Annotated in this window: 13 protein-coding genes; all 13 read right to left on the reverse strand. The window is 38.3% G+C overall.

Annotated features, from left to right (window positions below; translation table 11 throughout):
* Nucleotides 1-93: 93 nt before the first annotated feature.
* The 13 genes from recA to QRN68_RS00565 all read right to left on the reverse strand — a co-directional run bounded on the left by recA (nt 94) and on the right by QRN68_RS00565 (nt 14,565).
* Nucleotides 94-1,161: a recombinase RecA gene (gene recA / locus QRN68_RS00505; RefSeq protein WP_285394585.1), complete on the reverse strand. Its 1,068-nt coding sequence runs from the start codon at nt 1,159-1,161 to the stop codon at nt 94-96.
* A gap of 393 nt (nt 1,162-1,554) precedes the next feature.
* Entirely contained in the window at nt 1,555-2,811 is a 1,257-nt protein-coding gene (locus tag QRN68_RS00510; RefSeq protein ID WP_285394698.1) for a competence/damage-inducible protein A, read from the reverse strand.
* 17 nt (nt 2,812-2,828) lie between these two features.
* Nucleotides 2,829-3,407: a CDP-diacylglycerol--glycerol-3-phosphate 3-phosphatidyltransferase gene (pgsA, locus tag QRN68_RS00515; RefSeq protein ID WP_285394586.1), complete on the reverse strand. Its 579-nt coding sequence runs from the start codon at nt 3,405-3,407 to the stop codon at nt 2,829-2,831.
* A 50-nt stretch (nt 3,408-3,457) separates the two neighbouring features.
* Complete coding sequence (locus QRN68_RS00520) at nt 3,458-4,363, reverse strand: helix-turn-helix domain-containing protein (protein ID WP_285394588.1); 906 nt, start codon at nt 4,361-4,363, stop codon at nt 3,458-3,460.
* Between the two features lie 26 nt (nt 4,364-4,389).
* On the reverse strand, nt 4,390-5,178 hold the full coding sequence (locus tag QRN68_RS00525; protein ID WP_285394589.1) for a DUF3388 domain-containing protein: 789 nt from the start codon (nt 5,176-5,178) through the stop codon (nt 4,390-4,392).
* 217 nt (nt 5,179-5,395) lie between these two features.
* Entirely contained in the window at nt 5,396-5,653 is a 258-nt protein-coding gene (locus QRN68_RS00530) for a DUF3243 domain-containing protein (RefSeq protein ID WP_285394591.1), read from the reverse strand.
* A 44-nt stretch (nt 5,654-5,697) separates the two neighbouring features.
* Entirely contained in the window at nt 5,698-6,426 is a 729-nt protein-coding gene (ymfI, locus tag QRN68_RS00535) for an elongation factor P 5-aminopentanone reductase (protein WP_285394592.1), read from the reverse strand.
* A complete protein-coding gene (yfmH, locus tag QRN68_RS00540; protein ID WP_285394594.1) occupies nt 6,423-7,724 on the reverse strand; it encodes an EF-P 5-aminopentanol modification-associated protein YfmH in 1,302 nt (433 codons plus the stop codon). Before yfmH ends, ymfI begins: the two co-directional genes overlap by 4 nt.
* Nucleotides 7,721-8,992, reverse strand: coding sequence for an EF-P 5-aminopentanol modification-associated protein YfmF (gene yfmF / locus QRN68_RS00545; RefSeq protein ID WP_285394595.1), 1,272 nt, complete (start codon nt 8,990-8,992; stop codon nt 7,721-7,723). Before yfmF ends, yfmH begins: the two co-directional genes overlap by 4 nt.
* A 395-nt stretch (nt 8,993-9,387) precedes the next feature.
* A complete protein-coding gene (locus tag QRN68_RS00550) occupies nt 9,388-10,347 on the reverse strand; it encodes an ABC transporter permease (protein WP_285394597.1) in 960 nt (319 codons plus the stop codon).
* A gap of 1 nt (nt 10,348) precedes the next feature.
* On the reverse strand, nt 10,349-11,395 hold the full coding sequence (locus QRN68_RS00555) for an ABC transporter permease (RefSeq protein WP_285394598.1): 1,047 nt from the start codon (nt 11,393-11,395) through the stop codon (nt 10,349-10,351).
* Nucleotides 11,395-12,942: an ABC transporter ATP-binding protein gene (locus tag QRN68_RS00560; RefSeq protein ID WP_285394599.1), complete on the reverse strand. Its 1,548-nt coding sequence runs from the start codon at nt 12,940-12,942 to the stop codon at nt 11,395-11,397. The genes QRN68_RS00555 and QRN68_RS00560 overlap by 1 nt, the downstream gene beginning before the upstream one ends.
* Nucleotides 12,943-13,482: 540 nt before the next feature.
* On the reverse strand, nt 13,483-14,565 hold the full coding sequence (locus QRN68_RS00565) for a BMP family lipoprotein (RefSeq protein ID WP_285394600.1): 1,083 nt from the start codon (nt 14,563-14,565) through the stop codon (nt 13,483-13,485).
* Between the last annotated feature and the right edge of the window lie 43 nt (nt 14,566-14,608).

Below are 14,608 nucleotides of genomic sequence, written 5' to 3' on the forward strand. Positions count from 1 at the left end.
TTGCTCTCACTCTAAAGAGTGGGAACAATGTATTTTAACTTATTTCAGAAGAAGTCTCCCACTCTAGAGGTGTGAGATGAATGTTGGCTTAAATTATTTTTCGTCTTCAAGTAGAAGTTGTAATTCTTCATCCATTTCTTCCTCTTCATCGTGCGCAGCAATAGTATACGAAGAAGAAGCAATACCGTAAGAGGCACGGATTTTATTTGCGATGTCGTCAAGGACTGCTGGATTTTCTTTTAAATACTGTTTGGCATTTTCACGACCTTGGCCTAGGCGCTCATCACCGTAAGCATACCAAGAACCGCTTTTTTGAACGATGTCTAGTTCAACACCTAAATCGACTGTTTCGCCCTCTTTTGAAATTCCTTCACCATACATAATATCAACTTCAGCTGTACGGAATGGTGGCGCTACTTTGTTTTTCACAATTTTAATTTTAGTACGATTACCCATAATGTCATTGCCTTGTTTAATGGCTTCTGCACGACGAACTTCTAAGCGAACGGAGCTATAGAATTTAAGTGCACGACCACCAGGCGTTGTTTCTGGGTTTCCGAACATAACACCGATCTTTTCACGAATCTGGTTAATGAAAATAGCAATCGTTTTTGATTTATTAATAGCACCTGAAAGTTTACGTAAAGCCTGAGACATTAAACGCGCTTGTAAACCAACATGCGAGTCACCCATATCTCCTTCGATTTCCGCTTTCGGAACTAATGCTGCTACTGAGTCGATAACGATAATATCGATAGCGCCACTACGTACTAATGCCTCTGCGATTTCAAGCGCTTGTTCTCCTGTATCTGGTTGAGATAATAGAAGCTCATCAATATTGACACCCAATTTTTGTGCATATATTGGATCTAATGCATGCTCAGCATCGATAAACGCTGCTTGTCCACCATTTGCCTGAACCTCTGCAATGGCATGAAGCGCAACCGTTGTTTTACCTGATGATTCAGGGCCGTATACTTCAATAATACGTCCACGCGGATAACCACCTACACCTAATGCAGCATCAAGTGCTAGCGAACCACTTGAAGATGTAGCAATTTCTAAATCCGTCTTTTCGCCAAGTTTCATGATAGAACCTTTACCAAAGTTCTTTTCAATTTGTTTTAACGCCTGTTCTAAGGCTGCTTTACGATCACTCATTCATTTTCCTCCTTCGAAAACTGTTCACTGTTTTTCTCTATCTCTACTATACTTGTTTTTAAGAGAAGACGCAAGAAAAAAGCGAACATTTATTCGTTTTTTCTTCAAAATAAAAATTTGGGTAACTTTTCTCTACCCAAATTTCTATTTTCAACTATATTATGGACCATCACCAAAACTTGTGGTTGATTTCCGTTCCGGCTGGGCGCTTTCCTGGGGGCGCCCGATGAGCCGCTTCGCTTCGCTGCAGGGTCTCATCTGTGACGCTGATCCCCAAGGAGTCGCCCAGCCTCCACTCCAATCAACTTATTTTCATAATAGACGTTTTAACAAAAGTCATCCGCAACTTTTGGTGATAAACCTATGAACCTATATTATGCCGGAGCAAATTGATTAACGTTTTTTAAAGCCTCTTTCTTCCAAAAGCTGCATTAAATAATGACATGTAAACTTCACCGTACGAAGTCTATTTGTATTGCGCATGCCTGATAAATGAAGTAAATACGTAATTGGCTCTTCATTACCAATCGCAATACCAATCCAAACCGTCCCTACTGGTTGATGATCATGAGCCGTAGGACCTGCTGCACCTGTTAATCCAATACCAATATCCGTTGCGAATTTTTTACGTACTGTACTAGCCATGGCCGCTGCACATTCACTGCTTACAATCCCATGTGTATCTAATAATTCTTTAGAAATACCAAGCTGCTTAATTTTAGCCTCTTCTGTATACGTAACAACACCACCAACAAGGGCATCTCCTACACCTGGTATCTCAGCAAGCTCTGACTGAAATAACCCTGCTGTTAAACTTTCTGCCGCGGCAATTGTTAACTTATTATCTAGTAACATTTCTACTGTTTTAGAGGCAAGAGAATCATCATCTCTACCATACTGATAGTCACCAACAAGCGCTTGAATTTCTGCTACCTTTGCGGCAATGAGTTGCTGCGCTTCTTGCTCCGATTCTGCCTTGGCCGTTACACGCAATGTAACCTCGCCGTCAGAAGCAAGTGGAGCAACAGTTGGGTTTGTTTGCGAATCTAAAATATCTTGGACACGTACCTCAAGTTCTGCTTCGCCAATTCCATAAAAGCGCATAACGTGCGATGCAATAACCCCTCCAGCATTTAACATCGCACTAAGCTTTGGCTTTGCTTCAAACTGGAACATCGGCTCCAGCTCTTTAGGTGGCCCCGGAAGCAAAATATAAGTACGCTCATCTTTTGTTAGTATCATGCCAGGTGCCATACCGTGATGGTTAGCAAGCACCTCACTACCTGCTAGTATTAAAGCCTGCTTACGATTATTGTCCGTCATTGGACGTCCTCGCTGTGCAAAAAATTGCTCAATATATGTCAGTGCGATATTATCAAATTCGAGCTTAACGCCAAGATGACGAGCAATCGTTTCCTTTGTTAAATCATCCTTTGTAGGACCAAGACCGCCTGAGAAAATGATTAAATCAGCACGAGTCTCTGCAACGGAAATAGCCTCTTCTAAACGTTTTGCATTATCCCCTACAACAGTGTGATAATAAACATTTATCCCCAACTCGGACAACTGATTAGAAATAAATTTCGCATTTGTATTCGTAATCTGACCAAGCAATAACTCTGAGCCAACTGCAAGAATTTCAGCATTCATCATCCCCAAGACCTTCCTTATTTAGACTCAAGTAAGACACGTCGATTTAGATAGAAATAATCCCATCCAGACCATAGTGTAAAGAACAATGCAATATATAGCATAATATCATCAAATGGAATACCGATCAGTGTAAAGATTGTATTGTGTAAAAGCGCTGCTGCAATAGCCATAATTTGAGTCCATGTTTTAATTTTACCAAGCTGATTCGCCGCAACAACTTCTCCTTCACCCGCCAATATTAAACGCAGGCCAGTTACCGCAAACTCACGGCTAATAATAATGATTATTAGCCAGGCAGGAGCCATATCAAGCTCTACCATTAAAATAAAAGCTGCTGAAACTAGCAATTTGTCAGCTAGTGGGTCTAAAAATTTCCCAAATGTTGTCACAAGATTATACTTACGTGCATAATAACCATCCACCCAATCAGTTGTAGAAGCAAAAATAAAAATAAGTGCACCTATAAAATGATGAACAGGCATCTCTGCACCGAATAGTGACATTGTTCCCCAGTTGAAATCAAACATCATCACAATGACAAAGAACGGAATAAGTATGATTCGAGAGATGGTAATTTTATTTGGAATGTTCATTTTTCTAACACCTTTCATGATGAAAGAAAGTAGTCATCACTAGATGACTACTATTCTTTATTGAAATTGATGACGATGTTTTGCGTTACAATTTGCTGTGCATACGTTAAAAGTTCGTCATTAATATATACCTTAGCTTGTGCTGAATTACCTAAACGGATACGGGCGTAGTTTTGAGATGTTGCGTCGAATTCCACTACTTCACCTGCATTATATACACGTGTATCTGTTAGGATTTCTTGTTGTTGTTGATTTCGAATACCGATAAATGTAGGACCTGATACCTCAATACGAATTTTAAATGTATCTGTACCTGTTAACGTATAAGAAGTTGTAGCCCCATCCGCTTCAATAGCTCCCGCTGAAATCGATTGCTTAACCTCTTCAGTTGGTTTTTCATCAGTTTTTTTCTCTGCTGAATCTGTTGAGTCTTGTTTAGCTTTTGCTTGAGCTTTTTTATCTTCTTTTTCTTTATCTTTCTCACTATCGATTGGTTTTATTTGTTTATCATACTGTATTTCTGGAGGTGTATCCTCAACAGCGTCTGACCCTGCTTTATTTTTAGATTGCAATAACACCCAAATTGCTACAATAATGACAATGATAAATAAACCAACGATTATTTTTGGCATTGCCTCCATCATTCTATTGGAAGGGCCCTTTGAAACTTTTCTTCTACTTGGGCTATTCGTCATCGATTGACTTACTTGATCATTTTTTGTTCCTGGCAATTCGCTCTTATAGGTTTCTAAAATTTCCTCAGCGTTCAAACCAACAGCGTCCGCATATTGTTTAATAAAAGCTCGTACATAAAATGAACCAGGCATAATCGAATAATTGCCCTCTTCAATCCCTACTAAATAACGTTTTTGAATTTTCGTTATTTCTTGTAAATCGTCTAAGCTGTAGCCTTTAGACAGTCTCGCTTCTTTCAGTCGAGTCCCTAATTCTGCCACTCCATAACACCTACTTTAATATCAAATTAAAAATTAAATCCTCCAAATGAATCGGATTCGGACATCATATGGTTTTTTTCCATTATCTCATACGTAATTTCTTCATCTGGGTGATGACGTAATTCAATGATATAATCAAAATCCTCTATCTTATATTCTGAATGCTGAATAAACATATCTGGATGCTCGACAACCTTAATAGAAGGCATACTCATCATTTCACGTACTAGTTGCAAATGTCGCTCATCAGATGAACGACGTGTTACAATGCCATCTAATATAAAAATATTATTGTCACTGAATTCATCACCAGCCAGTTTATTGCGGACAGTCTGCTTAATCATTGTAGATGATAAAAAAATCCATTTTTTATTGGCACATACACTAGCCGCTACAATCGACTCGGTTTTCCCAACACGAGGCATTCCACGTATTCCAATGAGCTTATGCCCCTCTTTTTTAAAGAGTTCAGCCATAAAGTCAACTAAAATACCAAGTTCATCTCGTACAAAACGGAAAGTATTTTTTTCATCTGCATCTCGAGGAATATAATGACCGTGCCTCAGAGCTAAACGATCACGGAGTTTAGGTTGTCGAAATTTGGTAACGTTAATATGTTCCATTGTCGAAACAATTGTACGAAAACGCTCAATTGCCCCATCATTGTCTGTATGCACTAACATACCACGTCGATCCTCATCGACACCATTTATCGAAATAATATTGACACGAAGCATCCCTAAAAGTGAAGTAATATCTCCTAATAATCCAGGGCGATTCACCTGAATTTCATATTCAAAGTACCAATCGCTCAAACACACTCGTTCCCTTCCTATTAGTTAACGTAAAAAACCCTTTATAAGTTCCATCATAGCTGATTTTTTATGTAATGGAAAGTTAGAATATATGGAATTACGGTGTTATTTTTAAAAACTTACTATTTTTTTTGGCAGCATTCAAAATAGGCTTACATACGTTCCCTTTTCCATGCAAAAAATATAGAAAAAAGAGGAGATAAGCTCTCCTCTTTTTTTACTGCACATGCTTATTTTGTACAAGTTTAACGACACAATTCGCCAATGCTTCTTTTTCATCTTCAGAGGCAACGCCCCATAAATCCGACAGCACTCGCTCTTGTTCGTTTTTAGGATCGACATTCGTCGCCAAATATTCGCCAATTTGTACAGCAGCCTGTTGAATCAATTTCTTTGGCATACCGCTTGATTCTGCATTCGTAACATTTTGTCCTAAAAACGATGTCCATTTTTGCCAGTTTTCTAAAATGGTCATATGTTCCTCCTCCTTTACACATGTAGTATGTGCAAAAAAGAAAATTATATGTACCAGCCACCGTTTAATCGAATTATTTGTCCCGTTACATAATCTGCTTTTCCCGAAAGATAGAAACGTACCATTTCAGCAACATCCGTAGTTTGTCCAACTAAACCTAACGGAATGTCCTCTATAACATATTCAAGCTCCTCTTCACTTAAATGATTGTTCATCGAGGTATTAATAAAGCCTGGTGCAATAGCATTAACACGAATTCGTGACAATGCTGCTTCTTTCGCATATGACTTTACAAAAGCATGCTGGGCACCCTTCACAGTGGCGTAAAGTGCTTCACCAGCCGATCCAGCCTCTCCCCAAATGGAACCGATAAACAGGACATAGCTGACATCATGAGCGCGAAGCTTTGATGAAAGCAAGGCCGTTAGACGCATTGGATTTTGCACATGAACTCGCCATAATGCATCCATGTCCTCCACCGTTGTATCTTCAAGTAGAGAATAATGTGCCTGACCATTTGCAAAGACAATCGCTTGCACATTAAAAATTTGAGATGCTAGCGATTGCGCCCCAGATACTTTCGAAAAATTTCCCTGTACAAGCATAAATTCCTGTGCAGGGAAGCTTTCTGAAAGGGAGCAGAATAAAGCCTGCGCCGCCTTCTCATTGTTTGAAAAATGTATGTAGATGGACCAACCATCTTCTGCCAGACTCTGACAAATAGCACGGCCAATCTCACCTGATGCACCTAACACGAGGGCAAACTTTTTCACTGTACGCCCTTCTCTGTAGGTAAAACTTTAAAGACAGTTTGTTGAGACTCGCCTTGAACCGAAGAAAATGCTTTTTTCAAATCATCGATCGTCAGTTCTTCTAGTACAGGCACGACATCGAACAAATTCATATCATTAAACGAATAACGCGTAAATTGGTTAGCGATAAATTCAATAGAGTTTAGTGCACGTAAGAAGAAACCTATTTTTTTACGTTTCACTCGTTCTAAATCGGCATTTTCAAATTGTGCATCTCCATCATACTTTGCTAATTCTTCCTTAATAGCTTTCTCTAATGCAGCTGGCTCTGTAGAATCTGAGCCAATCATAGCAAAGCCAAAACCATTTTCTAACGTAAAATCAAAGGCATACGTTTCATCAATTAAACCATCTTCATAAATACGCTCATAAAAACTAGATGTACGTCCAAAAATAAGTTCAAGTGCAATTTGAACAGACAGCTCATGCTTTAACATATCACGACCAGAAAGATTTGTTTCTTTTGCTTTTAAGCCAACATAGACCTTTGGCTTTTGTACATCCATATGCAATTCACGCTCTTTGACAGCAACCTCTGTCGGCTCCTTATCAAAGAAGCGTTGAATTGGTGTTGGTTCAGGGAATTCTTTTTTGTTTTGATTGTCACGAATATACGTCATCATTTCATTAGGATCTACGGCACCAATGACAAATAATAACATATTGGACGGATGATAAAATGTATTGTAGCACGTATATAAATGCTCTGCCGTAATGCCGTCAATCGACTCTATTGTACCCGCGATATCAATTTTCACTGGGTGATTATGATACATATTTTCGATTGTGCCAAAATACAGGCGCCAATCTGGCTGATCATCGTACATCGTAATTTCCTGCCCAATAATGCCCTTTTCCTTATTGACTGTAGCTTCTGTAAAGTAAGGCTCTTGGACAAAATTTAATAATGTTTCAGTACTTTTATAAATATTGTCTGTCGATGAAAATAAATACGCCGTACGTGTAAATGACGTAAAGGCATTGGCCGAAGCACCATATTCACTAAACTTTTGGAAGACATCTCCATCTTCTTTTTCAAACATTTTATGCTCTAAAAAATGGGCAATGCCATCTGGTACAGTAATGCTTTCCGAATTACCAATTGGCACAAATGTACGGTCAATCGAGCCATACTTAGTTGTGAACGTTACAAATGTTTTTGAAAAGCCTTTTTTTGGTAAAATATAGACATCTAAGCCATTCTCTAATTTTTCATAATACAAAGTTTCATCTAATTGTTTGAATTCAATTGTTTTCATTGTGCGGCTTGCTCCTTTCCACATAAGAAATAGACCGCTTCTAGCTGTACTTGTTTCGCCATATCAACAACATCTTCCTTCGTAACAGCTTTCCATTTATTTGCCCAGGCTTCAACAGCGAATTCCTCAGGTAAATCTTTATATTGGTCAAAAATTTCTATTTGTCCTCGGGCAGAATCCAATGATTCTTTTAGCTGATTCGTCAGCATTGCCTTTGTTTGCTCTAATTCTAAATTTGTAATATCGCCTGCTTGCATAACAGCAAGTTGTTCCTTAATAAGCGATAGTGCTTTTTCTTCATTCTTTGGTTCGATGCCAGACACTACAAAGACTAAACCATAATGTGATGCATATGAACTAGACGCATAGTAAGCTAAACTTTCCTTTTCACGAACATTCATAAATAATTTGGCATGAGGATAACCACCAAAAACGCCGTTAAAGATTTGCATTTTTGCGAAATCCGGATCACCAAATCGTACTGGTGTACTAAAGCCAATATGCATCTTTCCTTGCTTCATGTCTTGTTGTTCACGTACATAATCATTTTGTGGATGCTGTTGTGGAAGTACAGCAGGAATTTCTTCAGGTGTACGATCATTAAATGGTAGCGCTTTTTTCAACTTCTCTACTATTTCTTCTTCATTGATATCACCTGCGACATAAATGTCTATTTTATCGTTAGCAAGCATGGATTGATATGCTTCAAACAATGATGTTGAGGTAATATTTTGAATGTCCTCGACAGTTCCATTAGCAGAAATAGATGCCGGTTCATTCGGTCGTAAAATTTGCTGAAGGCGTTGCTGTGCAAAACGAGATTTATCGTCAAAAATGGATTCAATACGCTGAATAACCGTTTTCTTTTCACGTTCCACAATAGATTCCTTAAATACACCGTTTTCTAAATTCGGTTCAAATATTGCTGTGTGCAATAAACCAAGTACTTCATTTAAAACACTTGTATTTGCCAAGAAATGATCATTAACAGCTTCTACATTCATCAGAACTGTATGTTCATTGCCACGCTTAGATGTGTCAAAATACAACACTGTGCCATATAAGTCATCTAAAAAGCTACGGAATGCGGCTGTTGTCGTAAATTTGGCATTACTGTGTTGCAATACATTTGTTAACACGGTGCGTTCAGACGCATTTGTAGCCGTTAATGCTCTTCTCCATTTTATTGAAAAATTTACGGTTTTAAATTGGGTTGTTTGTCGGATATGCAAATTGACACCTTTTGCAAAAGGTATTGTTTTAAACATATGGAACCCTCCTATCTTTCTTAATATAACAATGTACTACACATACTATACATGTCTATTGTCTATAATTGCAAAAAGAATCCAAAGTATGTATATAAATATGTAAAATTACATTAGTTTTGTTGATTAACCAGTTCATACTAGGAACAAATGCGCTAAAACGCTCGTTTACATCCAACAAGCGCCGGAGAGCCCGAAGCAAAAGTAAGCGCTCCTCCACTTTTGCCCGAGGAATCGAAGCGACCTAGAGGATGTAGCACTTTAGCCTTGATGAAAACCTTTGCCCTTGATTAACCTCCAACCATTATTTTCCCAAACGTTCGAGATATGTACAAGGAAAAAAGACTGGGCAGTTTCGCCCAGTCTTTAGTGATAGAAGATTATATGTTTTGTTCTTAGCGTTTCCCTTTAATATAAGGTTGTCCGCTAGCCTTTGGTGCATTCGCTTTACCGATAAATCCTGCTAATGCAAAGATTGTTAATACGTACGGTAAAATTTGTAGGTATACTGAAGGAATGTCTTGAACATAAGGAATTCCGCTCCCTGCAATACTTAACGTTTGCGCTACTCCAAAGAATAATGCCGCACCTAAAGCACCAATTGGATGCCATTTACCAAAAATCATTGCCGCAATCGCCATAAAGCCTTGACCAGCAATTGTTGCATGTGAGAAATTAAGTGTAATTGATTGTGCGTATACTGCACCACCAAGACCACCTAATGCACCAGAGATAACAACAGCAATATAGCGCATTTTATTAACATTTACGCCCATCGTATCTGCAGCCATTGGATGTTCACCGACAGCACGTAAACGTAACCCAAATGGTGTTTTATAAATGATAAACCATGCACCAATAGCTACTACAAAAGCTAAAATTGACGTACTATAGACATCACGGAATAATAATGGACCAAAGAACGGGATATCTTGTAAATAAGGGATACCAAAACGGTCTATTGATCGGGTAATCATATCTGTTTGACCTTTATCATAAATCATTTTCACCAAGAATACGGATACTGCTAAACCTAGTAAATTGATAGCAACCCCTGACACCGTTTGATCAGCACGGAATGAGATCGAAGCAACAGCATGGAGAAGTGAGAAAATTCCTCCAACAATGACAGCTGCAAGCATCGCTACCCAAATTGTTGCTGCACCGAATGTTGAAGCATATTCTAAATTGACATAAATACCAACAAATGCCCCAACAATCATTAAACCTTCTAGTCCGATATTTACAACACCAGAACGTTCAGAGAATACACCACCGATTGCAGTAAATATTAAAGGTGTTGCATAAAGAATTGCAGAAGGGATGATGAAATATAACATTTCTAAAAAGCTCATGTTATTGCCCCTCCTTTTTCTTGCTTAACTTTTGTAAACCTACTCGAATAATGTAGCCTGATGCTACGAAGAAAATAATTAACGCGATAATAATAGATACGATTTCCTCTGGAATACCAGCAGCATTCGGCATATTTAGCGCTCCGTATTTAAGTGAGCCGAATAATGAAGCCCCAAATACAACCCCAAGTGGCGTATTGGCACCAAGTAAGGCAACGGCGATACCATCGAAACCTATTCCAGTAAAGCCTGCTTTAATAGAAGCGTTTTGGAAAGTACCTAGTGCCTCCATCGCACCACCAAGACCGGCGAACATACCTGAAATCGTCATAGCTAAAATAATGTTTTTGTTAACGCTCATACCAGCATACTCTGCAGCATGTTTGTTAAAGCCTACCGCTTTTAGCTCGTAGCCACGTGTTGTTTTTTCTAATATGAACCACATAACAACTACCATTAACAGTGCAACAATGATCCCATAGTGAAGACTTGAATTGTCTGTAAGCTCTCTTAAAAACGGAGAACGTAAAGAAGCTGATTCATGAATTCGTTCTGTTTTAAAGCTTCCATCAGACAATTTTTTAATTACTGCATTCGCAATATAAAGTGCAGTATAGTTTAACATAATTGTCGCAATTACTTCGTGGACTTTAAATTTCGCTTTTAAGAAACCTGCAATAAAGGCCCAAAATGCACCAGCAGCTGCAGCCGCAAGTAATGCTAATGGTATGTGAATAATTTTAGGTAATTCAAATGCATATCCTACCCAAGCTGCTGCTAGCCAACCTAAAATTAGCTGACCTTCAACACCGATGTTGAATAAACCTGTACGGAAGGCAAATGCTACTGCAAGACCTGCCAATATATACGGTGTTATTTGACGGATTGTGTTCCCAATTGAATATGAATCTCCAAAAATACCTGTCCAAAGGGCGCTATAACCTTGTACTGGGTCATAACCGCTGACTAACATTACGATAGCCCCAACAATTAAACCGATAATGATAGAGATGATAGGAACGAGTATATTAATGACACGATTTGACATTAGTCGTTCCCCTCCTTCGCACCATTCATGTTATTTTTTTTACTTTGTCCAGCCATTAATAGGCCAAGCTCTTGCTCTGTTGTTTCTTTTGGATTTAACTCGTCTACAATTTGACCGTCATAAAGAACGGCGATACGGTCCGAAACATTCATGACCTCATCTAATTCAAATGAAATTAACAGTACTGCTTTTCCATTATCACGTTGCTCGATTAGACGATGGTGAATAAATTCAATAGCACCTACGTCAAGACCACGCGTTGGTAATGCCGCAATTAATAAATCTGGATTACGATCAATTTCACGACCGATAATTGCTTTTTGTTGGTTACCACCTGAAAGAGCTCTCGCTGGTGTCATTTCACCATTACCAGTACGGACATCGTATTCTTTAATGATTTGACGCGCTTTTTCAGAAACTTTCTTGTAGTCCATAACAAAGCCCTTAGCGATTGGAGACTGGTAATATGTTTGTAGAACGATATTATGGCCAATTGGGAAATCTAATACTAAACCGTGCTTATGACGGTCTTGTGGGATATGCCCAACGCCTTCCTCTGTAATTTTTCGAGGCTTCATATTTGTTATATCTTTGCCATTTAACTTAACGTTACCACTTTTAATTTTACGTAGGCCTGTAATAGCTTCGATTAATTCGGATTGCCCGTTACCATCAATACCAGCAATACCAACTATTTCACCTTTACGAACCTTTAAGTTTAGACCTTTTACTTTATCGATATTACGGTAGTCTGTAACGACCAAGTTATCAATCGCAAGTACTTCTTCAGTTGGTTTTGCTTCCGTTTTTTCGGTTTTAAATTCGACTTGACGACCTACCATCAATTCCGCTAATTGGTCAGGATTTGTTTCAGAAGTTGTAACAGTTCCAATCCCTTCACCTTTTCGGATAATCGTTACACGGTCAGAGACTTCCATAATTTCTTTCAGCTTATGGGTAATTAATATAATTGATTTCCCCTCGGCTATTAAGCGGCGCATTATTTGTATAAGCTCTGTAATTTCCTGTGGTGTTAAAGATGCAGTAGGTTCGTCAAAGATTAAAATCTCTGCACCGCGGTATAGTGTTTTTAAAATTTCAACACGCTGTTGCATCCCTACAGTAATATCTTCGATTTTGGCACGTGGATCAACATCTAGTCCATATTTTTCAGAAAGTGCTTGTACTTTCTTTGCCGCATCTTTAATATTTACAATCCCCATTTTTGTAGGTTCAGAACCTAAAATAATGTTCTCTGTTACTGTAAAATTTTCCACCAACATAAAGTGTTGATGGACCATACCAATCCCTAAATCATTGGCCACATTTGGGTTTGTAATTTTAACAGCCTTCCCACGAACTCGAATTTCGCCACCCTCTGGTTGATACAAACCAAAAAGGACGTTCATTAAAGTCGATTTACCTGCACCATTTTCGCCTAGCAATGCATGAATTTCGCCTTTTTTCAGTTGGAGGGTGATGTTATTATTCGCCACGAAACCACCGAATTCTTTTCGGATTCCTAGCATCTCAATCACGTATTCCAATTTTGTCACTCCCTTAATAGGCACTTTTATAAAGTTAATACTTGCCGTGCGTATTACTATCTGCCGCTTTGACTTTTAGTGCAGATAAACAATACGTCCAGTCTTTGAAATGTTATTTAGATTTTTTTGAGACATAAATAAACGACTCTACTAATCTAAATACTAGCCATAATCACTGTTAGCTCAACGTTTTTCACATCGAACAACATTGACTTCAGCCAGAGGTTTTATCTTCGTTCAGTGGGCATTATGATAATCCCATTAACAAAAAATTCACTCATATCTTAACCCACCAATAGAGGTAGATATCTTCTGAATGAAGATAAATTAATACAGGAAAGGTCATCGTTAGAAACCTTTCTTCTATTAACTTGTTACCATCATTACTATTCTTGCGATAAACTCATAGAAAAATTACTACCTCTATGGTAAATAAAAATATAGTCTAATTGAGTATTACAAATAGTCAAAATATAACGATACATTGAAAAATCATCATAAGGGTCTTCTAAAAGTCCCTTATGATGACCAAAAGATGAATTATTTTTTCACTTTTTCTGGAACTTTAATTTCACCCTTAGCAATTTTTTCTTTATAGTCGTCAATGACAGCTTGAACATCCGCTGGAATCGCACCACGAGAATCTGCAAGTTTCACTCCGTCTTCAGCTAAACCATAAGTAAGCGTTTTACCACCTGGGAACTCACCGTTTTTCGATTTATTTGAGATATCTACAACTGCTGCGTTAACACCTTTTAACATAGAAGTTAAAGTTACGTTTGTTTTATCGTCAATTTTACCTTCTTCGTATTGGTCAGCGTCTACACCAATTACCCATACATTTGCATTAGGGTCTTTTTTCTTACGTTCTTTTGCCTCAGAGAATACACCATTACCAGTTGCACCAGCAGCGTGGAAGATAACATCTACACCTGAAGAGTACATGCTGTTTGCAGTAATTTTACCAAGGTCAGCTTTATCGAATGCACCAGTATATTTTGATTGGATTTCGATCTTTGGATTTACAGCTTTTGCACCTTCAACGAAGCCAGCTTCGAAGCGGTTGATAACTGGAATATCTACGCCACCTACGAAACCAACTTTACCAGATTTAGACATTTTAGCAGCAGCTACACCAGCTAAGAAAGCACCTTCTTGTTCTTTGAACATTACAGATACTACGTTGTCTGCTTTTACTTCAGCATCAACGATTGCAAATTTGCCATCTGGATTTTCTTCAGCAATTGCAGTCATAGCATCTTCCATCAAATAACCAATACCGTAGATTAAGTTAAAGTCACGACGTAATAATGCATTTAAATTCGATTCATAATCTGCATCTGATTTTGATTGTAAGTAGGCGAAGCCTTTATCTTTTTCTAAGCCATGTTCTTTACCGTAAGCTTGAACACCTTCCCAAGCTGATTGGTTGAATGATTTATCATCAACGCCACCTACGTCAGTAACCATTCCTACTGTGAATGCTTCTTCTTTTTTGCTTTCGCTAGATGATGCATTTTCTTTTTCTTTTGCAGGTTTTTCTTCTTTCGCACCACATGCACCTAAGATTGCACTTGCAGCTAAAACTGATGATAATACTAAGCCAAATTTACGTTTTTTCATTTTAATTAACCCCCCAAAGGTATTGTAATTAGCAGGAAAAATC

Origin of the sequence: Lysinibacillus sp. fls2-241-R2A-57 (assembly GCF_030209535.1) — a bacterium.
GTDB lineage: Bacteria > Bacillota > Bacilli > Bacillales_A > Planococcaceae > Lysinibacillus.